Raw genomic sequence first — 25,585 nt, forward strand, 5'->3', positions numbered from 1 at the left:
TGAATGTTTGTTAAAGTATACAAGTTGAAGGATGGAATGCAGCATGTTTTATGCAAAAGACTGGGTTGATTATGAGCTCCTCGATACAGGCGGCGGCGAAAAGCTCGAGCGTTGGGGTACGATCGTCCTAAGAAGACCAGACCCACAAATCATTTGGCCGTTACAAAAAGAAACACCGGCATGGCGTCAAGCTGACGCCCATTATCACCGCAGCGCAAGTGGCGGCGGACAATGGGAGCAGCACGCTGAGCTTCCAGAACGCTGGACGATTAACTATGACCAGAAGTTGTCCTTCTATATTAAGCCAACCAGCTTCAAGCATACGGGCTTATTCCCTGAGCAAGCAGTCAACTGGAAATGGATGATGGACAAGATCCAAGGAGCCGGACGTCCCATAAAGGTACTAAACCTGTTTGCTTATACAGGTGGAGCCTCACTGGCTTGCGCTTACGCTGGTGCGGAAGTTTGCCATGTGGATGCCTCCAAAGGAGTCGTTCAATGGGCAAAGGAAAATCTGCATCTGAGTGGCCTAGGCAGCCGTCCTGTTCGATTTATCACGGATGACGTATTCAAATTCGTACAGAGAGAACAGCGCCGCGGAAGCAAATACGATGCGATTATCATGGATCCTCCTTCCTACGGACGCGGACCCAATGGTGAGACTTGGAAATTAGAAGATGACCTTTTCCCTTTCATTGAGACCTGCCAATCGATTCTGACGGACAATCCGTTGTTCCTGTTGATCAACTCTTATACAACGGGTATCTCGGCCACTGTGCTCCAGAACATCTTAAGCATGGCGATGAAAGCCAAGCATGGCGGCACGATCTCTAGTGGCGAAATCGGCCTGCCGATTACTCACTCCGGCTTGATGCTCCCTTGCGGTATTCTGGGACGCTGGGAGGCGTAACGGTGGCAGCATCTAGAGATGGCTCGGAAGCATCACAAATTCCGATACTGTTCGAAGACAACCACATACTTGTGGTTGAGAAGCCCGTCAACATACCTACGCAGGAAGACGATTCACGTGATCCTGATCTGCTGAATGTGCTGAAGGCAGATCTGAAGCACCGTCATAACAAGCCCGGCAATGTGTACCTCGGGCTTGTACACCGGCTTGACCGTCCCGTTGGCGGCGTGATGGTTTTCGCCAAAACGTCAAAAGCCGCGTCCAGGCTATCTGACGCGGTAAGAACGAGGCAGCTCGACAAGACGTACGTCGCCGTCGTGCATGGCAAGCCGCCACAGCCGTCCGCTACGCTGCGTCATTGGCTCTGGAAGGACACGCGTACGAATACCGTCAGCGTGGTCAGAGAAGGCCAGCAAGACGCCAAGGAGGCTGTGCTGGACTATAAGCTGCTCGGCAGCCAAGACGGGCTCAGCTTGATCCAGATCAAGCTGCATACCGGGCGGCCGCATCAAATCCGCGTGCAGCTGGCAGCCATCGGCTGCACGCTCTACGGCGACCAGCGCTACGGCAGCGCTGTCAACAAACCCGGCCAGCAGCTTGCGCTGTGGGCCACGGCTCTTGCCTTTGAGCATCCAACGCTCAAAGAGACGCTGCGCTTTCGGTCGCTGCCGCCGATGCAGCGGCCCTGGAGCGAATTTACACTCCCAGAGTTGTAAATTCGCCTAAAACCTTTGGGTCGCTATTAATTGGCGACCTTCCCGAGCAAATAAATAAGCAATTTCTGATTATGGGCGGAAACGCGGCTCAGGTACGAATCCAAAAGTTGTTCCCGGATTCTCATACCTCTCTCGCATTCCGCCTTTCCTTTTTCCGTGACGTTGACCCAAACGATACGGCGGTCCTTCTCATCCCGCTCCCTTGCGATCAATTCACTTTTCTCCATCCGATCTAACAGTGTTGTCACAGCTGCAGGCGTTGTGGATAAATATTCGATTAAATCAGAAGGCTTCATCCGTTCATTCGTCATAAGCAGCTCTAACACGTTAAGCTGTCCTTCTGTAATGGTAGGTGCTAATCCTACCTCCATCTGGTTTTTCAATTCCTTAGACAATTTCAACCATAGCTTCCCAAATTCATCGGAATACAACCTCATCAACTCGCTTCCAACATCTCCTAAGGCAAGTATAGCACGCCTTTTCTTTGGTTTAAAGGTTAATGCCATTAATATTTTCAGACAAAAGCTGCACCGTTTGAGACATGCTGTGGCTTGCTGTCGATCCCTCTATTACTTTGTCCGATTAACAAGAATTCGCCCAAGCTTCTCGACTTCTTTTAACACCTCGCCCACTTCTTACATATACTGTGATGCAGGTATGTACAGTTTTTTTCAAAAGAAATCTCAAAGGAGTGGTCTAAGGTGGAAGCTTGGAAAATAGAGCTAGGTAAAAAGGCACTAGAGGCTGGCATAATGAAAGACCCACAGTGGCTGGATCGATTAGACGAACCGATGCCCCTGTGGGTCCTATTGGAGTTAGCTTTTATGCTCATTGAGAAGCTGGATCCACCTACAGTCAGCTATGATTGAGGGAATCTCAAGATCTCCACAATCGCATCTGTTTTGGAAACAGGTATAAGTTGTTTACCTTGTGCTTTTCGATCCTCCAGAGGTGCTGTCTCTGTTGAGAAACGCAGCTTCTCCCCATTACTCATGACAGCCGTAATGAGATAATCCATTTTCACGATAAATGTGCGAATTAACGCTGAACCATTAGGTCTCACACGCTTGCCTTCTTTAAATTCGAAGGTAAGTATGCCCTTCCCGCCGCGTCCTTGGATGGGATAGTCCACAACTAACGAACGCTTCGCATACCCGAGGTCCGAGATGACCAACACTTCTCCCTCATCCCCATAAATCCACTCGGCCGAGACGACTTCATCGTCTTCCTTGAGCTGGATGCCGCGCACACCCGCGGCCCCACGGCCCATCGGGTTCACTTCCTCCTCACGGAAACGGATGCTCATGCCCTGCTTCGTAACAAGCAATATTTCTTTTGTATTGTCACTTAGGTGTACATGAAGGACTTCGTCATTCTCACCGAGCTTACAAGCAACGATTCCGTTTGACCGGTTCGTCATATATTCCTTCAGCTCTGTACGCTTCACTTGTCCTTTGCGTGTGACGAACACAAGCGACTTAGTCGGATCCTCAAAGCCCTTCACCGGAATAACGTTTACAATGCGATCTTCCTTGGCAATAGGAATGACATTCACAATCGCGGTTCCGTTCTCTTTCCACTTATACTCCGGCACTTGATGGACAGGCAATAAGTAATATTGCCCCTTCTTCGTGAAGATCAACAAGCTTTCGATCGTATTCACGTCGAGCAGGAAGCGCAAGTAATCGCCATCCTTAAGTCCTGTATTCTCTAACTCTCCACCTGATCGTGTGAACGAAAGCTTGCTCGTCCGTTTCAAGTAACCTTCATTGGACAACGTAACAAGGACGTCTTCCGCGTTCACGAGTACCTCAAGATTAACCTTCAGTTCCTCTACTTCACCTTGGATATCCGAGCGGCGGTCGATGCCATACTTCTTACGGATTTCGCCCATTTCATCTTTAATTACACCTAACAGCTTCTTCAAGCTGCCAAGAATTCCACGTAAATAAGCAATCGTTTTCTCTACATCTTTCAACTCTTTTTCAAGCGTTGTGATTTCTAAATTCGTTAATCGGTATAATTGCAAAACAAGAATAGCATCTGCTTGACGCTCTGAGAATCCAAACTTCTCAACAAGGTTGTTTTGCGCATCTTGCCGATTCTTAGAAGCTTTAATCGTTGCGATGACTTCGTCCAGGATGTTAAGGGCTTTGACAAGTCCCTCTAACACATGTGCGCGGTCTTCGGCTTTCTCGAGTTCATATTGGGAACGGAACGTAACAACTTCCTTCTGATGCCCAATGTAAGCTTCAAGAATTTCACGAATACCCAATTGACGTGGCGCTTTATTCACAATCGCAACCATATTGAAATTGTAGGTTACTTGCAAGTCCGTCTTCTTCAGTAAGTAAGCCAAAATCCCCTTAGCATCGGCTTCTTTCTTAAGTTCTACGACAATTCGCAACCCATTACGACCGCTTTCATCGCGTACTTCGGCAATTCCTTCGATTTTCTTCTCAAGCCGAATATTCTCCATGGCTGTAACCAGACGAGATTTGACAACTTGATAAGGGATCTCCGTGATTACAATTTGTTGTCTGCCGCCGCGCATATCTTCTATCGCTGTTTTGGAACGTACGTAAATACGGCCTTTTCCCGTGCGATAAGCTTCGCGAATGCCTTCTTCACCCATGATAATGCCGGAAGTCGGAAAATCCGGTCCTTTGACGATCGTCATCAACTCTTCGACTGTGATCTCAGGCTTGTCAATCATGGCTGTGCAGGCATCAATGATTTCACGTAAATTATGCGGTGGAATTTCTGTTGCGAACCCAGCTGAAATCCCGCTGACACCATTCACGAGTAAGTTCGGATACCGTGCAGGGAGCACAACGGGCTCCTTCGTGGAATTATCGAAATTATCCTTGAACATGACTGTACGTTTCTCAATATCACGCAGAAGTTCCATCGCGATCTCAGAAAGTCTAGCCTCTGTGTAACGCATTGCTGCCGGCGGATCATCATCCAGTGATCCCCAGTTACCATGGCCATCCACGAGTGTGTGGCCCATCTTCCACGGCTGCGCCATACGAACCATACCATCATAAATGGAGGCATCTCCGTGCGGATGGTAATTCCCCATTACATCACCGACGGTTTTGGCCGATTTGCGATAAGGCTTATCAGGGGTATTGCCAGAGTCGTACATTGCGTACAATACACGTCGTTGTACTGGCTTCAAACCATCCCTTACATCTGGAATCGCGCGATCCTGAATAATATATTTAGAATAACGCCCGAAACGATCGCCAACGATCTCCTCCAGAAAGGCAGGTAAAAACTCTTCTAATATGTTCAACTTTCAGTCACCACTCTTTTTGGTCTACTCTACATATTCGGTAAAATCGACGTTCTCGATAATCCACCGTTTGCGTGGATCTACCTTATCGCCCATTAGTGTTGTTACTCGTCGTTCCGCTTTAGCAGGATCTTCAATCTGTACCTGCAGCAAGGTACGGCTTTCCGGATTCATCGTCGTTTCCCACAGCTGTTCCGGATTCATCTCACCAAGACCTTTATAACGCTGCAGCTCGGTATTCTTACCAAGTTCTTTGACAACAACCTGTAGTTGATCGTCAGTCCAGGCGTACTTATATCCACCATTCTTGCCTTTTCTTGTCACTTTATAAAGTGGCGGTTGTGCGATGAACACTTTACCCTGATCGATCAATGGCTTCATATAGCGGTAAAAGAAGGTCAAAAGCAGGACCTGAATGTGAGCACCATCCGTATCTGCATCTGTCATAATAATAATTTTACCGTAATTCATTTCTTCTGCTTCGAATTCAGAGCCAACTCCAGCCCCAATGGCGGCGATGATCGCTTTGTATTCATCATTTTTCATAATATCGAGAAGCTTGGATTTCTCGGGATTCATCGGTTTTCCTTTGAGCGGCAATATCGCCTGGTGCTTGGAATCACGTCCTTGCTTAGCTGAACCACCGGCGGAATCTCCTTCAACAATGAACAGCTCATTGCGCTGCAAATCCTTCGATTGTGCAGGGGTTAGCTTACCATTCAGGTTTGAGCTCTCACTCTTCCCTTTTTTACCGCTGCGAATTTCTTCCCGCGCTTTACGAGCTGCTTCCCGTGCTTTGGAAGCTTGTACAGCCTTCTTCAGCATCATTTGCGCGATTTGTGGATTTTCCTCCAAGAAAACAGTCATTTTATCAGAAACAACCGCATCCACTGCACTTCTTGCATTAGCGCTTCCAAGCTGATCTTTCGTTTGACCAACGAATTCAACATCGCCCATCTTGATATTGATAACAACCATCATTCCTTCACGAAGGTCGGTACCATCAAGATTTTTTTCTTTTTCTTTGATAATGCCCCCTTTACGGGCATATTCATTCATGACGCGAGTATAAGCTGTCTTAAACCCAGTCTCATGGGTACCGCCGCCACGAGTAGGGATTGAGTTTACGAAGGAAGCGATCGTTTCCGTGTAGCCATCATTGTATTGCAGGGCCACCTCTACTTCGATTTCATCCTTTTCTGAAGCAAAGTGAATCACAGGATGAAGAACTGTTTTCTCCTCATTCAGGAATTCAACAAATTGACTTGCGCCACCCTCATATTGAAAAGTGTCTAGCTTATCCGACCGTTCGTCTTTCAAGTTTACGAGAAGTCCTGAGTTGAGGAAAGCAATTTCTTGCAGACGTTCAGCTAAAGTATCGTAATTTATGGTTGTTCCGCCTTGAAATACGCGTTTATCAGGCTTGAAAGTTACTTTCGTTCCTGTGCGATTGGTATTTCCTACGACTTCAAGTCCGGTAACCGGTTCACCAACATGCTCGATTCCTGCATCGTCGACCCAATATTCAAAGCGCATTTTGTGCACCTTGCTATCTCGGTAAATTTCTACTTCCAGCCATTCGGACAGAGCATTTGTTACCGATGCGCCAACACCATGAAGTCCGCCAGACTTCTTATAGCCTGTTCCACCAAATTTCCCGCCGGCATGTAAGATCGTAAATACAACTTGTGGAGTGGGTACACCGGTCTTATGCATACCGGTTGGAATCCCCCTACCATTATCCTGAACCGTAATGGACTGATCTTTATGTATCGTCACATTAATCTTGGAACAATGTTTGGCAAGATGCTCGTCAACCGCATTGTCCACGATCTCCCAGATCAGATGATGTAGACCCGATGCGCTTGTACTACCAATATACATCCCTGGTCTTTTACGAACCGCTACAAGACCTTCCAGGACTTGTATATCATCAGCCTCATAATTCGATGTTGGGGCTATTCCTTTCGCAAATTCTAGCTGCTCGGACATTGAAGCCCTCCTTTATCTAAGTTAACCGTTAATTCAAAACATCTTTTCGTGAAAATACCGTAAATGAAACAATGAGTGAAGCGATCGCCCACACACTCAAAACGCTAAGTGAAAAGGTCAAGTCCATCCCTTTAATTGGCGGAAGGCCTCCTGTTAAATACTTAGTTAAGTCCAAATTGACCATAAACAAATATTTCGCAGTTTCCCAAGATGACACCATGTTCGAAAGAATGGTTCCTGATATTAATACGGCAAGCATGACCCCCATACCTGCTGCTGTGGAACGAATAAGCACGGATAGCATTAGTGACATGAGTGCCACGACTAATGCTGAGAACCAAACCAATCCAAACTCCATGATAAGAAAGAACCATTGATCAACTGCTCGTACTAGACTGAAATCCACTTCCGTGCCTGTCAGCTTAATACCTGTAAATACAGGCATTGTCCATCCGTTATAGCCGAAAACAACACCGGAAATCAAATAACATAAGACACCAGTGGACAATACGGTTAGCGAAGTAAAGAAGACAACCGTAATTAATTTACTCAATAGGATTTTCCATCGCCGGACCGGTCTTGTCAACAATAATTTAATAGTCCCCGTAGAATGCTCAGATGATACGATGTCAGCGGAAATGACCATAATAATGAGCGGAATGAATAAACCAACAGCATTTTTCACAAACTCGCGTGTAAAAGTAACCGCATTCGGTGTACTCGGATCTACATCCTTTTCAAGATAATAGTTAGCGATTTGAATTTGAACTCTAAGCTGTTGTTTCCACTCATCCGGCGTTCGAGCCGAGCTTAAACGCTTTTCCCAGTCGGCAATTTTTTGCCGTTGGTCCGCCTTCCAGTCTGTCGTACCAAACTGCTTTTGTGTATTTTGAGCAACTCGCATTTGAGCATAAGTGAACATAGGGATTAATGCAAGAAGTATAAGTAGGATAACATAAAAGCGTTTTTTCTTAATCATTTTAATACATTCATTCTTAACAAGGGCATATAAACTAAGCAATTCTTTCACCTTCCCCTACTCAATTCTTTCACCCTCGGTTAGGCTCAAGAACAAATCTTCCAGTGTTGGATTTTTGATTTCTACAGCAAAGAGGCTAATTCCTGCTTCCATCAAATGCTGACTTACCTGCGGGACGTTTTCCTTATCCATTTGTGTAACAATTTGTTTCACCGCCAGGGGTAAGCCTATTGGACTTTCTTGAGAAACTTCCTCAATGGCATGCACGAGTGGTGACGCCTCTAAAAGCCCCTCGGCCTTGTCGGCCGGAGACACGGACCACACGACTTTGCCGCCTTGAGCGACCAAATCATCAACGGCTCCCACTTGTATGACTTCACCATGACTTATGATGGCTACACGATGGCACATTTGCTGAATCTCGCTAAGCAAGTGACTGGACACGAACAAGCTAAGTCCACCCGCGGCCAAACGCTGAATGAACTCCCTCATTTCCTTAATCCCTTGTGGATCGAGACCGTTCGTCGGTTCGTCCAATATCAATAAACTAGGCCGCCCAAGCAGTGCTTGTGCAATACCAAGTCGTTGACGCATACCAAGGGAATAAGTACGTACCTTATCGTGAATACGTTGATCCATGGAGACGATCTCAACAACCTCTTGGATTCGTTTCTCATCGACATTCGGCAGCATTCTTGCAAAATGCTCGAGATTTTCCCAACCAGTCAAATAGGAATATAACTCGGGATTCTCGACGATACAACCAACATGGCGCATCGCTTGATTATGCTCCTTGTGAACATCGTGCCCACAAATCTGAATAGACCCTTCAGTCGGACGTATTAAGTCAACGAGCATGCGAATCGTCGTTGTTTTGCCCGATCCATTTGGTCCTAAGAAACCAAAGATCTCACCCGCGTATACATCAAATGAAATCCCTTTAATAATCTCTTTATTTTTAATTCGTTTTTTTAAATTTTTCACAGATAAAACCGTTGTTGGAACTGCTGCTACAGCCATCTGCTTGGCCTCCCCTACTTCAGAATTTGTACAATCCGATCGGCAATGCGCTCATAGCCGTCCCCGTTAGGATGAAAATGATCGGCTGAAGACAAATATTTGATCAAATTTTGTTCAAACAAATCATAGGTTGGGACAATGGCCATTCGAGGATAACGATTCATCATCTCAAAGACACTGTTATTCCATCGCTGTACAATAAGCGAACCTTCTTTTTTGGGATCTAAATCTAGAAAAGGATGATATAAGCCAACATACAACACAGTTGCATTCGGATTGGCCTTATTAATTGCTTGAATAACCTTATCCATTTTGGCCAGCGCAGGTTCTACGCGTTTCAGCGCACCCTCTGGGTTAAATTCCGTCTGATTTTCTCCTTTAAAAAGCCCGTCCCCACCGGCAAAAATATCATTGCCACCAATCGTGAGTAAAATGATATCGGCCTGAGCGAGTGCGTCCTGCGTCTTTTTCAGCGATAAATCAGAGAGAAGTTGGTCACTCTTATAGCCTGGAATCGCCAGATTATTAAGCACGAATACCGGCTTACCGCTTTCCTTCTCCAGCTTTTCGCGGACACGTCCAACGTATCCTTTGCCAGTGTTATCACCTGTTCCTGCAGTTAATGAATCACCAAGCGCAACAATCTGAAGCTTACTTTTACTCTCAATCATTGTTTCTTTCTTAGGCGCAGTCGTTACAAGACTGAGGTCTCCGGATGCTTTGGGAAACCATATTTGATTCGCCGCGTAAGCAAAGCCTACTGCGAAAACAATCGTAGATATCGAAGCTGTAAGGCCAATTGCACCCCACATAAAACGAGATGATCTCAAGGAAGTCCCCTCCTGCGAATAAATGGCATAATTCACTCTAAGAGTATAGCTTCTTGAATAAATTTGCAAACATTACAATACGGTACGGACCCATAAGGGACGTGAGTTACCCGTTTCATTTATTTTGAAAATGGATGCTGCTTTCAAGGAAGCTGGCTGTATTATAACAAAATGCGGCTTTGGGAGGGCGGCAGCAGTTTGAGACGATTGTTTAGGATGTCTCTTGGTAGTTCAACAGCGTATAGGCTGCTGTGATGGCCTATTTTACTCTGAAATCGTGGAGTAGGCTAGTATATGGTAGACAGAGCGCCGTTTTCCGAGCTTTCGCTTGGTGATGATATTAAGAAAAAAACCCTGGCCATTAGCCAGGTCCTTCGATTAACAGCCCCTCCCATCTACTTGGACATCTGTAACAATGTAAAACATCGATACAAGCCACACGCAGAGCGGATGTCAGCGCTTTTTTCATCTGTAACGATGAGAATCATCGTTACAGCGCGAGACAGCCACGACTGAGACATCTGTAACGATGTAAAACATCATTACAAGTACCACGCAGCGCGGATGTCAGCGCTTTTTTCATCTGCAACGATGAGAATCATCGTTACAGCGCGAGACAGCCACGTCTGAGACATCTGCAACGATGTAAAACATCGTTACAAGTTGCACGCAGCGCGGATGTCAGCGCTTTTTTCATCTGCAACGATGAGAATCATCGTTGCAGCGCGAGACAGCCACGTCTGAGACATCTGCAACGATGTAAAACATCGTTACAAGTTGCACGCAGCGCGGATATCAAGCCTTATCTCACCTGTATTAAAGGGTTGCCTCTCTGTCACCCAAAACATATAAATTCTTATTTTATGAGATAAGTTCGTAAACCGAGCTCTCACTTGTCGATACTTACAATAGGCTCGGTTCCGAGCCTATTGTAAGGGAAAATCGTTGCGAAAAATGTAGGCTGAGAAGCCATTTCCCATCAACCCAATCAACTCACTTCCGTGCTCTAAACTCCCTCTATTCACCGAAAAAAGCCGTTTAACCGCCTCAGCAGTTAAACAGCTTTTTCTCAGAACGTTAAACCGCATCCTGCAAAAATTTATATTGGGCTTGAATAAGTCCAAAATAAATCTTTTGTTCCTTCATAAGCTCATCATGATTACCGATCTCCATCATACGCCCATGATCTAGGACTACGATTTTATCAGCGTTCCGAATGGTGGAAAGTCGGTGCGCGACGATGAAGGAGGTTCGACCAGCAAGCAGCGTTTTCAGTGCTTCCTGAATTTTGAGCTCAGTATCCGTATCAATACTAGCTGTTGCTTCATCCAGGATGAGTACACGAGGATTCGCAAGCAGTGCGCGGGCGAAGGAAATCAACTGACGCTGACCCATCGAGAGTACGTTACCGCGCTCTTGAACCTCTGTATCATAGCCACCTGGCAAACTCATGATAAAATCGTGTGCATGAACAGCCTTAGCTACAAGCTCAATCTCTTCATTCGTAGCATCTAGACGACCAAAGCGGATATTATCCCGAATCGTGCCAGAGAAAATAAACGTATCTTGAAGCACGACGCCGATCTGAGAACGTAAGCTTTGGATGGTTACATGACGAATATCTTGGCCATCGATTAGTATTTTTCCTTCATTTGGATCATAGAATCGGCATAATAAATTCATAATCGTACTTTTACCCGAACCTGTATGACCAACCAGAGCGATGGATTGACCAGCCTGTACATCCAGATTAATGCCCTTTAGTGCAGGTCTGCCAGGCTCATACTCAAATACGAGATTCTCAAACTTCACATTCCCTTGGATACTTGATAAATCTTTAGCACCCTCGATTTCAGCTACAGTAGGCTCCTCATCAATAAACTCGAAGATCCGCTCCGCTGAAGCCATTGCAATGAGCAGCTGGGAATACATTTGTCCTAACCGAGTAATTGGTTCCCAGAAATAGCCTATGTAAGTAGCGAATGCAACCAACAAACCGACTGATATTTCTTCCGTTTGAATTAAATGAGCGCCTAGCCAGAACAGAATGCAATAGCCAACGGCTCCCGTAATTTCAATGAGAGGACCAAACGATTGATTGAGCATCGATGCTCGGTTCCAAGACAACCGATTGACCATATTCATTTTCGTGAAAAATTGAATATTTTCTTTTTCTTGCGTATAGGCTTGTGTAACTTTGATGCCTTGTATGCATTCATTTAAATGAGCATTCAGACGGGATTGCTTCATCGTCACATCCTGCCAAGCACGACGAATCTTTTTCCGCAGCTGAGTCGATATGAGGAACATAATCGGGACCGTCACAATGATCGACGCGCCTAATTTGAAATTAAACGTCAACAAAATAATAATAATGCCGCAGAGCTGCACAACATCAATTAATAAGTTAACAACACCGTTCGTAAACAAATCTTGTAAAGAATTCACATAGTTTGTTACTCGAACGAGCACAGAGCCTGCCGGGCGGGTGTCGAAGAAACGAAACGACAGCTTCTGAATATGACTGAATAAATCATGACGCAGATCGTAGATGACGCGCTGACCAATCATATTCGTATATTTAATACGGAATGTATTGGCTAGCCATTGAATGACATATACCGAAAGCATGATCCCAACGATTAGGAAAAGTAGATTCTTATCCTTAGGAATGATGGAATTATCAATGGCTTCACGAATAAGCAGTGGAATAGTCAACTTGGTGATTGCTCCTACCAACATCATAATAATGATAATAGGCAGCATCTGTTTCTTATAAGGCTTCATATAACTAAATAAACGTTTTAACTGACCCCAATCAAAAGGCTTTTCAATCAGTTCATCATCTTGATATACGAATCGTTGCCCCGCTTGGGAATCTTCTTTTTTGGCAGATGCCTCGGCTTGCGTCGAATTAGTACTCAATGTGCTAACCTTCTTTCTTGCAATGGAGAATGGTTTAACGCATCCACATCCGTATCCTTTGTTGCCGCAGCCTGGCTGCTTGCAGCCAATTTCTGAGGACCATCCGCATACTGAATGTCATAGGTTTGACGGTAAAGACCTTCTTGCTGCAGCAGATCCTGATGTGTGCCTCTTTGTACAATTCGTCCTTTATCCAGAACAATAATTTCATCGGCATGCTTCAAAGAAGAAATCCGGTGAGCAATAATGAATGTTGTACGCCCTTTCATAACCTCGCCGAAGCCTGCTTGAATCTCATGTTCCGTTTCCATATCAACCGCGCTTGTCGCGTCGTCTAGAACGAGAATTTTAGGATCCTTGATAAGCGCCCGAGCGATGGCAATCCGCTGCTTTTGACCACCAGACAAGCCTAGACCGCGCTCGCCAACAACCGTGTCATACCCTTCCGGAAGCTCCATAATGAAATCATGCGCTTTGGACAGCTTAGCTGCTCGAATAATGTCATCCATCGTCACATCTTTACGTCCATAGGAAATATTGTTGCGTATTGTTGATGAAAACAAGAATGTTTCTTGGAAAACAGTAGCAATCTGATTGCGATAGCTTTCAACTTGTAAAGAGCGAATATCTTGACCATCTAACATAACCTTGCCTTCTTTAACGTTATAAGCCCTCATTAGCAATGAAATTACTGTTGTTTTACCCGAGCCTGTGCTGCCTAGGAGACCTATAACAGAACCAGGAGGAGCATCAACTGAGAAATCATAAAGTGCAGGCTGCTTTTCCGGATATGAAAATGTAACATGATCAAAACATACATGACCTTTTACATGTTCACTCTTCAAAGCAATCGCTTCTTGTTGATCTTTCACGTGCATGTAGTGATTCAAAACTTCCAAAATTTTCTCGCCCGAAGCTTTAGTTTGTGTGAAGTTATTAATGTGAAATCCTAGACCCCACATCGGTCCAATGATGTACCAGATGAGACTGAAGCAAGCAACGAGTTCACCTAATGTAATGGTATTCTCGATCACCATGTACCCACCAACTCCGAGCAAAGTGACGACACTTAAATTCGCCAAAATTTCCATGATTGGAAAATACTTCGCCCAGATCCCTGAGGTTTCGATATTCATTGCCTTATAATCCTCATTACGTGCTGAAAACTTCGTTACTTCATGAGGTTCGCGGGCAAACGATTTCACCGTTCGAACGCCTGTAATGTTCTCTTGTACCGCAGTAGTCATCGTACTGAGAGATTGACGTACCATCCGGAATGCCGGATGAATTTTACCTTCAAACCGAATTGCCGTAAATGCCAGAAAAGGCATTGTAATCATCGTAAGTAAAGCTAGTTTCCAGTTAATCGAAAACATCATCCCCATGCCGAAAACGAGCATCAACATCACGTTTAGGAGCTGAGCAAAGCCGAAGCCGATAAACTGTCGAATGGCCTCCAAATCAGCAGTCAATCTAGACATTAAGTCCCCAGTTCTTGCCTGATCATAGTATTGAAAAGATAAGTACTGAAGCTTCTTGTACAGCGCATTACGTAAATGATACGCGACTCGGTTACCTAAACGACCTCCGCATAAGCCATGAAGAAATTGAAACATCCCTTTCATTGAAACGACGATTACGACTACAAGCGCTAACCTGGGAACGAGTTCAAATTGTTTCTTTGTGATCACGTCGTCGATTAAATACCGAAGTAAATTCGGATAAACGAGACCAAGCGCGGTTGCCACCGCTAAACATGCAATTGCTCCAAAAAATAATTTTTTCTCTGGCCAAAAATACGGTTTCAGTTGCCTGAACACTTCCACTGTGGGGCCCCCTCCTCAAGAAGGATAAATTGGAAAAGCTTAGAAAGCGTTTTAATACCTAATGAATCTTAACACCATCCCTATTAGCGAGCAATCAGAGGATACGAGGATTTAAACGCTTAAATGCCCATAACTTCACAAAAACTTGCAGGAATCCCCCCTATTCTTTAAAATCATCCCGATACCCTTCAATGTAAGCCCTTACATGGCAATACGCAATAAAGGGTTGGCCAAGTTCAATAGAACCCGACCAACCCTTTTGTTTAATCATTAAACAAAAGCCTTTAATTGATGCTGTTTGGATATAAGTTCGTTCAAATCGATCTTCATTTCAAGAGCATCACGAAGCCCTTCTGCATGTTCATTCAGCTGTTGCAGCATGAGATTTTTCTGAGTTGCAAGCCAGTTTTCCAACTGATCCGCATAAGCTTGTTCAAGCTCCATTGTTTGCTGTTCAATAAATTCTGCCACTGGCGTGTTCATCCGATTTTCTAAATCTGTTCTGAGCTTGCTTTTTCCATCGCCTTCGAAAAATTGCTTCGCATTTTTGAAATGACTATGGAGCAGCTTCAAGCTTACATCTGGAACTTCCAGTTTAGACGTAATTTCAGGTGTTACGAACTTACTTGATTCATACGTTCCACTTTCGAATCCTTCCATCAACTCACCAAGCTGCTCTTCCCAGCGCTTTACACGGTTGCTGCTTATCAGATTCATGCGATTTTCGACCCGGAGCGTTGTTGCCAATACCTCTTGGGATAAATCGTAGCCAATCATTCGCAGCAGCTCACCCCATGCGGATTGCAGAGCTTGCTTCGGATCTCTGGCATCATCCCTGAAGGTCGAAGGATTAAAGGCATAATTGTATAATTCACCGAAGCGGTACATCGTGCGCTGCTTGACGTAGTACAAAAGCTCCTGAATTTCTTTCTTTAATTCTTTGAGCTCCGCGTCATATAGGGTATTTTCCAGAAGCTCTGTACCAGCAAGCTCCGCTTGTCTAAGCTTGGTTAACTGAAGCTTCCGTTCTTCCTCCCCAGACTGCGCACGCTCCAGCCATTGCTGCATGGTAGCAATCGCGCGATTCAGCTCCAAATTAGCTGCATGGATAGCAACATCGCTAAGCTCATTGAACGTAAACTTCACGAATTCTTGCTCAAATGGCTGAATGCCAGATTGGGTAATCAATGCTTCGTTCCCTGTTATTTTACCCTCTGCGGCCAAATAACTGGATATTGGATAAATACGCGGATTTCGTATGCCGTGCTGCAGCAAATTCGTTTCCACATGTTTAATTACGCCATTTAATTCTTCTGAGCTAGCGGCAAGATCAGCTGCATTGACGATGAAAAACATTTTATCCATCTCAAAGCTATCCTTAACCCGACCGAGCTGTAAAAGAAATTCACGGTCTGCCTGCGAGAAAGCGTGATTGTAATAAGTAACGAAAAGAATTGCATCCGCATTTTTAATATAGTTAAAAGCTACCCCAGTATGGCGGGCATTAATGGAATCGGCCCCTGGCGTATCAACGAAAATAATGCCTTGTTCCGTCAATGGATTGGAATAGTATAATTCGATAAATTCAACAAAACAGGACTTAGATTCGTCTGCAACATAGCTTGGGAACTCGTCTTTGGTGATTTTCAGTTCAGTGCCTAAATGATCTTGGGCGAGGGCCCAACCTTTCTCCACTGCCTTCAGGAAGGAATAGTGCGGCTTTCCTTTGGCCGTAACGTCCGCTGGAGAAAGTGCGCTTATGCGTTTGAGGGCAGATAGCATGTCAGTCGCCTGCACGCCGAGTATGTCCAAAGAATAGAGAACGTCCTGCAGAATCGCGTCCGTCTTTTTCATCTTGACCTTGGCTGTGCCATGCGGCCAACCTTCCTGCGGCGGCATGATCTTGTTGATCGCCGCCGTCGTTGGGTTCGGCGAGACCGGCAGCACTCTTTCCCCAATCAATGCATTGGCGAAAGAGGATTTGCCGGCGCTGAAGGCGCCGAACAGGGCGATCGTGAACGTCCGCTGCCGCAGACGTTCCGATTTCTCGCGCATGGAGCGCGCGATTGACCTCATCGACGGCAGGCCCTCGATGAGGCTTGAGGCCGCCTGCAAATCGGCGGCCTTGCGCTCCATGCGCTTACCGTGTTCACCCGAGGTGAACGCGGTAGGCGCTGACGCTGCCTCCGCAGGGGCAGCTGTAGTGCCTGCGGCCGCCGATGCCGTGGCAGCGGCCTGCAGGATCGTGCCCATGGAGGTCACGTGTAGTCCCCCGCTCAGCGGGCTGGCTGCCGTCTCCTCCATGGCCTTGTACTGCTGCGCAGCCGGCAGCGCCGGCGCAGACGGTCTAGGCCAGCTGGCCATGCGCAGCAGCTGGGCCTCTGCCTCCGCCTCGGCTTCCTCGAGGCGCTGCAGTTCTCGACATGCGCTGAGGCGGACGCCCAGCGCCTCAAGCTCTGCGGCAAGCGCATCAGCCGCTTGCACAGACCCTTCGCGGACTGCAGCCGCGATCAGATCAATCACCGCAAACGCCTGTTTGCGGTACTGCTGTTTAATATCAGAGGACACCTGCTTCATGTAGTTGAGCGTATATTCACCACCGAAGGTTGCGCCAGCATTCACTTGTGCTGCAAGCCACTCTGTCGTTACGTCAAACTTCAGTGCTTCGATTTGCGCTGTAAGAGCAGGATTATGCTGCCCATACTCCTGAGCAGCCTTTTTCAAAGCATCCCTCAGATGCCAATCCAGCTGCGCTTCTACCTGCTCAGCCAAATCCGCCTGAAACGCACCTAAGCGTTTCTCCGTCTCCAGAGCTGTTTGCGCAGCTCGCGAGAAAAAGCCTACCTTGAACCCGGGCTTTCGGCTCTCCAAATACGCATGAGCCTGATCCCTGGTCAAAGCTGGTGTTATATTGGCATTCTCGATAATCATGCCAACTTCCTTACGGAGGGCTGCCGTTAACGCTTCGGGCCGTCCCTTCACTGCCGCAAGCTCTTCCTGCTTCGCAGCAGCTTGCGCCTGAACCTCCTGCACGTCACCTTCCTGGCTGATTTGCTCCATAAGCTCCGCTTTCTGCGGCTCATGCTGATCAGCCAACCACTTGCCGTGCTCTGCTGCAAGATAACGCGCGGATGCGTCGATGCTGAAGCTTCGCAGATCATCACCGCGCTCAATCAAACGACTTAGGAGCCATTGCAGCTTCGCATACTCATTATGCGGATGGCTCGGCTCCTTCATGGTCACGAACAGCAAATCATCCGGCTCGATGCCCCAACTCAAGAAAGCTTGCTTCGTCCCCTCCTGATACTGTGCAAAAGGCAGCTCCCATTCTTTGTGCTTATCAATCATATTTACAACCAAGTAGAGCGGCTTACCCCACTCCTTCATCTTCTTCGTAAACGCGAGATTGACTTCGGATTGAACATGGTTGTAATCCATGACATAGAAAACTACATCGGCAAGATGTAAAGCGGACTCCGTAGATTGATGATGAGCGTCATCCGTAGAATCAATCCCAGGAGTATCAAGCAGTGCCGTTTGACTGCCCAGAAATGGAATCGGATACGTAATTTCTACCGTTTCAATATCGGTACCGTTGACGCAATACGCTTCTAATTCTTCGAGCGCAATCGTTTTCGGTTTTCCCAGATTATTTGCTGTACCATCCTTCATGCGATGCGTAACATGAGCACCCGGTGATCCATTACGAATACTCACGATGTTTGCACTTGTTGGAATCGGGCTAGAAGGAAGCAAGGCGTGCCCACAAAGCTGATTAATCAGGGTCGATTTCCCCGCTGAGAAATGACCGCAGAACGCTATATTCATTCGTCCAGCGTCTATTTTATCAAGCAGCTGACCTAGCTTGCTTGCGTTGTCGTAATCCCCTTTTGCTTGCAGATTAACCTGCATGTTTCTGATCGCATCCGGCATGACCGAGATGCTTATATCCACCATTTGCGTCATTCGTCCATTCCGCTCCTTATGATCCGTTCTTCTATCCAAACATAACCAAGGATAAACGACTCCGTCGTCCTTCAGGACGAGAGCGTTTGTCAAGGTAGATGCGAAGCAAAAGTATAAAACTTATACTTTCTTATCTACAGAAAAAAATCTCCCAAAGGGAGATTTAGGTTTTAGGACATTACTGCATTTTCTTTTTCCGGCAAGAAAATCTCAAAGACATCGCGATGCTGCAAAATCGTAATGTCGGAGTCTTTTACTTTCATAACCACGACCTCGGATTTCGTTTTCATCTTGTCTATGTAATTCTGAGGAACTTCACCGGATTCACTGACTGTTACACCTTCAATGACTTTTTCCTCATTATCGGCTAGGGGCGTGTTAATTACTTGCTCATAAATATCGGAGAACAGTTCAAAGCTATTGGTGTATACGGCGATGCATTTCATTTCAAATCCCATCCTTTGTCTGCATATCATTTGTTTGTAATAGTTTTCCTAGTTGCACTTGGTTTCATACGTTTCTTGCCCTCACGACAATTGTCCAGCAATGGACATATCGTACACTGCGGGTTCTGAGCTTTGCAATGATACCGACCGAAGAATATAAGGCGATGATGCGTTTGTGTCCACTCTTCACGTGGAACCTTCTTCATCAGCTTCTTTTCAACTTCAAGTACCGAATCGTCCCAGCCAACTAATCCTAGTCTTTTGGAGACTCGCTCAACATGGGTGTCTACCGCAATAGCAGGTACCCCAAAAGCGTTCGATACGACGACATTTGCCGTTTTGCGGCCTACGCCGGGCAGTTCGACCAAGTGTTCGTGCTTCTCTGGAATTTCGCCTTCAAACTTGTCCAGCAGCAATTGACACAACTTTTGAATATTGCTTGCCTTATTTCGAAATAATCCGATCCGTCGAATGTCTTGCTCCAGTTCCGTAAGTGGAACGGCCAAGTAATCTTCAGGACGCTTATATTTCTGAAATAAATCCAATGTCACCTTATTCACGGTTTCATCGGTGCATTGAGCCGATAATAATACAGCAATCGTTAATTCAAACGGATTACTGTGGCGCAGCTCGCAATGTGCATCCGGAAAGAGCTCACCGATTGTATCCAAAATATGCCTTACTAACTTCTGTGTCATGTCTTTACTTCCTTAGGGTCGTAATAATCTCCAGTGTAGCGAATTGTAGCGTTAGAATCAATGCTTGAAAGCGTCAAAATGCGAACATTTTCTAAATAATTGCCATATTTATTTTTTTAATTAGAAAAAAAACCGCCTGCCTTAGAAGTCAAGCTCCTAATATACAGACGGATGAACTTAATTTTCGTTCAAATTTATTTCTCAATCTCAACAATTTTATCGTCTAACACATAAAGAGTTACTTGATCTCCAGCAGTAAAGGATGATGCCGACACAACATCAGTTCCTTTATGGAAATAGGCTCTTGGGAAAATACTATAAGCGGTTTTTTCTCCGGAGCTTGTAGCTTTGAAGTAAAATTGGTTCACGACGTTATTATAATTATCCACTTCCCGTTTAGATCCTACAGCTACTTGAATAAGAAGTTTGTCATTGGCGTCTTTCATCACTTGTACACGATCGCCCACTTTGATGGAAGTGAAACTCCATGCTACGCCTCCATTAAGTTTAACGTCATAATTGCTGCCTGCGTTAATCACTTGACTTTTTCCTGAGAAATCTTGAACGGTTAAGCTCGAGCTAGCCGCATTCACCGCTGTAACCTTACCTCGCACAGGACTGATCAGCTCTGCTTTTACAACAGCCAGACCTTTGAACGTCAGCTTCACATAATCATCAATAGCAAAGTCTGAAATAGAACCTACACTTTGATCCGCTTTGACGATTGGAACACCATCCAGGGAAATGACATACGAAGTGTTCGACTGATCCGTTACAGTAATTTGCTTGCTGTTCACATTAGATAAAATTGTTTTATAGAGTGCCGTTTTACTCGTTACAATTTTCGTGACAATCCCCTGATCGAAGCTTAGTAATAGACTAATATTATCTCCAACTTTTAGATCTGACAGTGTGCTGTTAGGCTTATTTGCAAGCTCAACCTGTGGAGCGTAGTTAAGCTTGAACGTCAAGCTTTGACCGCTGTCCGTTTTCAATGTTATATCATTCGTTTGTAAATTTAATTGCGTTAATGCGCCATCCAGTTGGGAGGACATTTTAATTTGCGTTACAGCATTTTTCGAAACTAATAAATCAACATACTTACCTGCTGTGAAGGTACTGTTGAAACTCGAAAACGGAAGTGTTGTTCCGGCATAGGAAATAGAAACAGTATCAGTCATTTTATAAACATGCGGATTACCAGTATTATCGGTCACGGTTAAGTATTTCGAAGTTGGATTGTAGCTATCAATTTTTGCGAAATATAAATTATCAATGGAACGATTCGTTACCGTAATTAATGTAACCTTATTATTCAGTACATCCAGCTTGAGTTGATCTCCAGGTGCAAGATCGTAAATGCTTGCTGTTGTTAAACCATTAATACGCACCTGAACATTGTCAGCTAATAAATAGGCAGCTAAAGACGCACCTGCCGACTTCGTGATGGTTAAATATGTTTTGTCATCACTCAAATCTTTGAGTGTACCCTCAACACTTACACCGACATCCGCTTGCTTTTTAATTACAATCTTCACAATTTCACTGTTCTTAACCGTATACTCTACCGAATCTCCAACGTGAAGTGAATTGATATCTACGAGGCTGTTATCTGGTAAAGTCGCAATCAAATTGCTTGAGAAACCATACGTTTCAGGCTGCCCTGATACGGTGTCAAGAAGCGTAATTTGCATGGCATCTTTATTAATCGTCTGAATCGTGCCATCTACTGTTTTATTAACGGGCACTTGCTTAACTATGATGGACGTATATTTATCGGATTTGACGATCTTGCTTTTGCGCAATTGAATCGTACTACCATTCACGATAGAAGCTAGGCTCAGGCCTCGTCCTTCCGTATCAGTAACAGCGACATCTGGCGCTAAATCATAGCTTTCAAAGTCATCCAATGTAGCCTTGAGGTTAGTCATATTCAATTTCAACAGTTTGCCCTCATGGATATCAAGCTGAAGCTCATCACTAATGATTTCAACATAATAGGCTGTTCCATTCACTTGAACGAGCGAAACTTCAAACGTTTCTTGCAGCATTTTTGCAGCTATCGCCGAATCACTTTTATTACCATAGAACACCGTGTTCGGTGAAAGTTTATATGTACTCGTATTCCCGTCTTTATCCATAAGGCCAATTGTGCCGCTCGTTAAGCTTGTCATATAGCCTTTCACAGCACGTGAAGGCAATGTAGCTAGCTCCTTTTGCGAGCGACTTAAAAAAGCTGCCATTTGAGCACGCGTGACTGCCCCTTTAGGTTGGAACGTGCCATCTTCAAAGCCATCAACTACCTTCAAAGCTACAGCTGCATTAACAAAGCCCAATGTTGAGCTGCTAATGTCATTATTATCTTTGAAAGCCGTTGGTGTAGACGATAAGCTTTGTGCGGTGGTTGCCTTACCGATAGCACGAATCACTACTTCAGCTACCCATTCTCTCGTTGCCTTCCGCTGGCCCCATTTATCTTTGGACTTATCACTTTGGCTTCTAACTTTCTCTTCCTCGTTGGAGATTAAGCCTTTCTGGAGAGCAATAGCTACATAATTACGCGCGTAGTTATCAACCAGCATGAAATCTGGAAACACCGTTGCTGTCGTCATTGCGTCTACTTCGCCTTGCAAGCCCATCATACGAGTAGCCATAATAAGGACATCTTGCTGTGAAACCGAGTTCTCTGCCCGATAAGCCCCATCCTCGTAACCTTCAATAATGCCTTCCAAAGCAAGTTTGGATATATGTCGAATACCCCAATAGTCCGATTTCACGTCAGGGAAAGAAAGCTTTACATTACTTGTTGATGTCGTATTTACTGACTCTGCTGCCAAAACTGGCGTCCCCGCCAGGCTTGTAATAATTAAAGAGCTAACAATTGCACTTGCTAATTTCTTGTTTCTCATCGTTGATTAAGACTCCTCTGCTACTACATTTAATTAGGTCGTTTAATTGGATACGGAAGCTCTAGATGCCCCATTAAGCTATCCACTTGTTTGCCGTTTTTCAGTACATATAAAGACTTCACTTCTGGAAATTGAAACACGGTTTTCTTCAAAGCTTGTAAGAATAACTCCTCACCCGGAGCGCCTAATTGCGTTTTGGGACCAAATTTGAGATCAAGCTTTAATTCACCCTTAGCTTTATCAAACGAAGTGCTTGTGAATGTAAGATCATCAAATAAAGGAATCGCTTTAGGATCATCACTCTTTTTGAGTGCGTTTAGTGCGGCTGCATACACGTCAGCGTCCTGTTTGTAGCTGATTGTGACTTCTTTTTCTATAAGTTTCATTTCGTCCTGATCACTGTAATAGGCTTTGACCTTTTTTTGCTTTAAAGGTTCTGGTGTTGCTGTTGGGGTTGGTGCAGGACTTTGTACCACCGTTGTAGGGGTCGGCGCAATCGTAGCTTGCGGTGTTGCTCCACCTACGAGTTGACCTTTCTGACCGCAGGCGGTTACAGACAACGTGATGGCACTTACAAGAAGCACCCCATGTAATAGGCGACTTGTTTTGGTCATCTCACTCACTCCTTAGCGTTTTGCCTAGCAAAACGAACTTCGAAAGCATACGTTTAAAGCTTTCGTCTCTTATTTGAGGTTCAGGTATTCTTTGATGGCAGCAACGATAGAAGCCGCTATTTTGTCTTGAAAAGCTTCCTTGTACATGGCAGATTCATCGTTCTTATTGGACAAATACCCCACCTCGACCAGAACAGCCGGCATTGTCGTTTTCGTGATGACCCTGAAATCAGCTTGGCGTACCTTACGATCAGGAAATCCAGCAGCGGCAACCACATTTTTGTGGATGACATTAGCAAAAGCTAAGCTTTCCGGTCTGTTATAATACGTTTCTGTTCCCGATACCGAAGCTTTGGCGCTATTCCCGTGAATCGATAGGAAAAGATCTGTTTGATTGTCGTTCCCGAAAGAAACCCGGTCATCCAATGGAATGAACGTATCATCAGAGCGAGTCATAAGGACGTTTACACGTTTGTCCTGAACAAGAAGCTTCTCTACCTTCTTCGCTGTAACGAGTGTAAAATCCTTCTCATGCTTGCCAGTAATGGATAATGCACCAGGATCATTATCCCCGTGCCCTGCATCAATCACCACGGTTAACTGATGCTCTACTATCGCGGCTGTCCATTGATTCGTAAGCTTAGAAGGCTGAACGCGATAGTCAGCTGGACCTTTCAAATCCAAAATAATTCTCACCGTAGCCGGGTTATCAGCAAAGTTAGAAAAGCGCACTTTCGCAACAAGAGGATGCTTAGATGGCAGCTCCCCCGCATTATTTACAAGTAATTTCTGGAGAGACGGATCTAAAGTTGTGTTAGGGAAGTCAAACACGATGCGATTCGGGTTCGATAATTTCATCATAGTCGGAACTAAAGAGCCGTCTTTCGCGGCTACGGCTAACTCCTTCTCAGATAGCACTATCGAAGTCAACAAATGGGCATTAGGATCGGGTGTAATCGTTCCTGGATCTGTACCTGTACCCGGCACCGGCGGTTTTGGAGGCGTTACTTCGCCATGATTGTTGTCATCTACAACATCGATGGGTCCTGTGACTGGTTTGGAATCGGAATCATCTTTTTTGAACATATGAACGGAAGAGGTTAAAGAGTCCCATTTAAATTCAATACCCAAAAGTTGACCAATGAAACGAAGTGGAAGCATCGTGTTGCCTTTTTCGATGATTGGCGCTACTTCCAAACTTTCCTTCTTGCCTTTAATCAGGGCCGTTTTACTGTCAATAACCAATTGAATGTTCATATCGCCTTTGACGATGGTTACCTTACGTGTGGGTTCATCCCAACTCACCTTGGCACCAATTTCTTCAACGATAATCCTTACAGGTACAATCGTATTACCACTTACTATACGGGGCTGGACTTCGTTAGAAACCAGCTTTTTTTCATTCATATAAAGCTTAATTCCACTGGGGGATTCGGCTCCCATCGCATAAGTAGGGAGAAGCAGCATGCAAACTAGCAGCATTAAACAAAATGCAGGAAATTTCATCATTCACCTCTATGTAATGTCGGAATTGGGGTCGTAAATTCATACTCTTTAAATCTATCTTTTAAAAACTACCAGCAACGTGTCCATTGTACCAATATAATCATATGCCCGACAGCAAAACCTCCGTCCAATCGACAATCTAGTAATCTATTAGACGCGGAAAACTGCCAAAAGTTGCAAAAAAAGAAGAATAAAAAAACCTAGCCAAAAGCTAGGTCTGAGTTCATACAACTAGAACAAAAAAGACGCAACCAATGCAAGAGCTCATTGGATTGCATCTACTATGATCACATATTATTTATAAGCCAAACGTTTTTGATGAGCTTGCTCATATGCTGTGATTTTCTCTTCATGTTGAAGCGTTAAGCCGATGTCATCCAAGCCTTGCAGCAGGAACTGACGACGGTGCTCATCCAAATCAAACTGAATTTTCAAGCCGTATTCATCAGTGAGAGTTTTGTTCTCAAGATCGACATTCAGCTTGTAGCCTTCATGCTTCGCTGTACGAGCGAACAAATCATCTACTTGCTCTTCCGTTAGCTTGATTGGCAGAATGCTATTTTTGAAGCAGTTGTTGTAGAATATATCCGCATAAGACGGCGCGATAATGACGCGGAAGCCGAAATCTTGAATAGCCCAAGGTGCATGCTCACGGGAAGAACCGCAGCCGAAGTTCGCTCTAGAGAGCAGAACAGAAGCTCCTTGATAACGATCTTGGTTTAATGGGAAGTTCTCGATAACCTTGCCCGCCTCATCCCATCTCCATTCGAAGAAGAGGAATTGACCGAAACCGGAACGTTCAATTCTTTTAAGAAATTGCTTAGGAATAATGGCATCTGTATCTACATTCACGCGATCTACAGGACCGACTAGGCCTGTATGTTGTTTAAAAGCTTCCATATTTTCATTCTCCTTAAAGTTTTGCTTTAGCAAAACTAGCATCGTAA

The 25,585-nt window shown here is 45.0% G+C and carries 19 protein-coding genes; 4 read left to right on the forward strand and 15 right to left on the reverse strand.

Annotated elements, in window-relative coordinates:
- Positions 1-43 precede the first annotated feature (43 nt).
- On the forward strand, positions 44-910 hold the full coding sequence (locus AC58UU_RS13730; RefSeq protein ID WP_497316450.1) for a class I SAM-dependent methyltransferase: 867 nt from the start codon (positions 44-46) through the stop codon (positions 908-910).
- 2 nt (positions 911-912) lie between these two features.
- Positions 913-1,626 (forward strand): RluA family pseudouridine synthase, encoded by a 714-nt coding sequence (locus tag AC58UU_RS13735; protein ID WP_497316452.1) that lies wholly within the window; start codon positions 913-915, stop codon positions 1,624-1,626.
- A gap of 26 nt (positions 1,627-1,652) precedes the next feature.
- On the opposite strand, the gene AC58UU_RS13740 is transcribed toward AC58UU_RS13735, so the two are convergent.
- Entirely contained in the window at positions 1,653-2,057 is a 405-nt protein-coding gene (locus AC58UU_RS13740) for a MarR family winged helix-turn-helix transcriptional regulator (RefSeq protein WP_057301854.1), read from the reverse strand.
- A gap of 270 nt (positions 2,058-2,327) precedes the next feature.
- Between AC58UU_RS13740 and AC58UU_RS13745 the strand changes: the two genes are divergently transcribed.
- Positions 2,328-2,495, forward strand: a complete 168-nt coding sequence (locus AC58UU_RS13745) for a hypothetical protein (RefSeq protein ID WP_200957347.1) — start codon at positions 2,328-2,330, stop codon at positions 2,493-2,495.
- Here the strand turns inward: AC58UU_RS13745 and gyrA are convergent.
- Genes gyrA through AC58UU_RS13770 form a run of 5 tightly spaced genes read right to left on the reverse strand, consistent with a single transcriptional unit; the run spans position 2,486 to position 9,748 of the window.
- Positions 2,486-4,927 carry a DNA gyrase subunit A gene (gene gyrA, locus AC58UU_RS13750; protein ID WP_497316454.1) on the reverse strand — a complete coding sequence of 814 codons (2,442 nt, stop codon included), beginning with the start codon at positions 4,925-4,927 and terminating at the stop codon, positions 2,486-2,488. The genes AC58UU_RS13745 and gyrA overlap by 10 nt on opposite strands.
- Before the next feature lie 24 nt (positions 4,928-4,951).
- Complete coding sequence (gene parE / locus AC58UU_RS13755; protein WP_171692665.1) at positions 4,952-6,919, reverse strand: DNA topoisomerase IV subunit B; 1,968 nt, start codon at positions 6,917-6,919, stop codon at positions 4,952-4,954.
- 28 nt (positions 6,920-6,947) lie between these two features.
- The gene (locus tag AC58UU_RS13760) at positions 6,948-7,940 is read right to left on the reverse strand and encodes a DUF2705 family protein (RefSeq protein ID WP_173184827.1); all 993 of its coding nucleotides are present in this window, start codon (positions 7,938-7,940) and stop codon (positions 6,948-6,950) included.
- A 15-nt stretch (positions 7,941-7,955) separates the two neighbouring features.
- Complete coding sequence (locus AC58UU_RS13765; protein ID WP_497316456.1) at positions 7,956-8,918, reverse strand: ABC transporter ATP-binding protein; 963 nt, start codon at positions 8,916-8,918, stop codon at positions 7,956-7,958.
- A 14-nt stretch (positions 8,919-8,932) separates the two neighbouring features.
- Positions 8,933-9,748 carry a GDSL-type esterase/lipase family protein gene (locus AC58UU_RS13770; protein WP_497316458.1) on the reverse strand — a complete coding sequence of 272 codons (816 nt, stop codon included), beginning with the start codon at positions 9,746-9,748 and terminating at the stop codon, positions 8,933-8,935.
- A 294-nt stretch (positions 9,749-10,042) separates the two neighbouring features.
- On the opposite strand from AC58UU_RS13770, the gene AC58UU_RS13775 reads away from it, so the two are divergent.
- A complete protein-coding gene (locus AC58UU_RS13775; RefSeq protein ID WP_497316460.1) occupies positions 10,043-10,264 on the forward strand; it encodes a hypothetical protein in 222 nt (73 codons plus the stop codon).
- A gap of 561 nt (positions 10,265-10,825) precedes the next feature.
- Here AC58UU_RS13775 and AC58UU_RS13780 read toward each other — a convergent pair.
- The 9 genes from AC58UU_RS13780 to leuD all read right to left on the reverse strand — a co-directional run bounded on the left by AC58UU_RS13780 (position 10,826) and on the right by leuD (position 25,538).
- Positions 10,826-12,673: an ABC transporter ATP-binding protein gene (locus AC58UU_RS13780; RefSeq protein WP_497316461.1), complete on the reverse strand. Its 1,848-nt coding sequence runs from the start codon at positions 12,671-12,673 to the stop codon at positions 10,826-10,828.
- Positions 12,670-14,499, reverse strand: a complete 1,830-nt coding sequence (locus AC58UU_RS13785) for an ABC transporter ATP-binding protein (RefSeq protein WP_497316463.1) — start codon at positions 14,497-14,499, stop codon at positions 12,670-12,672. Before AC58UU_RS13785 ends, AC58UU_RS13780 begins: the two co-directional genes overlap by 4 nt.
- A 270-nt stretch (positions 14,500-14,769) precedes the next feature.
- Positions 14,770-18,504, reverse strand: coding sequence for a dynamin family protein (locus tag AC58UU_RS13790; RefSeq protein WP_497316465.1), 3,735 nt, complete (start codon positions 18,502-18,504; stop codon positions 14,770-14,772).
- Positions 18,505-18,635: 131 nt separating this feature from the next.
- Positions 18,636-18,911 (reverse strand): NAD/NADP transhydrogenase alpha subunit, encoded by a 276-nt coding sequence (locus tag AC58UU_RS13795; RefSeq protein ID WP_171649338.1) that lies wholly within the window; start codon positions 18,909-18,911, stop codon positions 18,636-18,638.
- 26 nt (positions 18,912-18,937) lie between these two features.
- Entirely contained in the window at positions 18,938-19,609 is a 672-nt protein-coding gene (gene nth / locus AC58UU_RS13800; RefSeq protein WP_057301741.1) for an endonuclease III, read from the reverse strand.
- Positions 19,610-19,803: 194 nt separating this feature from the next.
- Positions 19,804-22,518, reverse strand: coding sequence for an S-layer homology domain-containing protein (locus tag AC58UU_RS13805; protein WP_497316468.1), 2,715 nt, complete (start codon positions 22,516-22,518; stop codon positions 19,804-19,806).
- A gap of 29 nt (positions 22,519-22,547) precedes the next feature.
- Positions 22,548-23,132: a GerMN domain-containing protein gene (locus AC58UU_RS13810; RefSeq protein ID WP_497316470.1), complete on the reverse strand. Its 585-nt coding sequence runs from the start codon at positions 23,130-23,132 to the stop codon at positions 22,548-22,550.
- Between the two features lie 69 nt (positions 23,133-23,201).
- Complete coding sequence (locus AC58UU_RS13815) at positions 23,202-24,539, reverse strand: N-acetylmuramoyl-L-alanine amidase family protein (RefSeq protein WP_497316472.1); 1,338 nt, start codon at positions 24,537-24,539, stop codon at positions 23,202-23,204.
- A 393-nt stretch (positions 24,540-24,932) separates the two neighbouring features.
- On the reverse strand, positions 24,933-25,538 hold the full coding sequence (leuD, locus tag AC58UU_RS13820; RefSeq protein ID WP_497316474.1) for a 3-isopropylmalate dehydratase small subunit: 606 nt from the start codon (positions 25,536-25,538) through the stop codon (positions 24,933-24,935).
- Positions 25,539-25,585 lie beyond the last annotated feature (47 nt).

Source organism: Paenibacillus sp. JT22N1, from assembly GCF_059692155.1.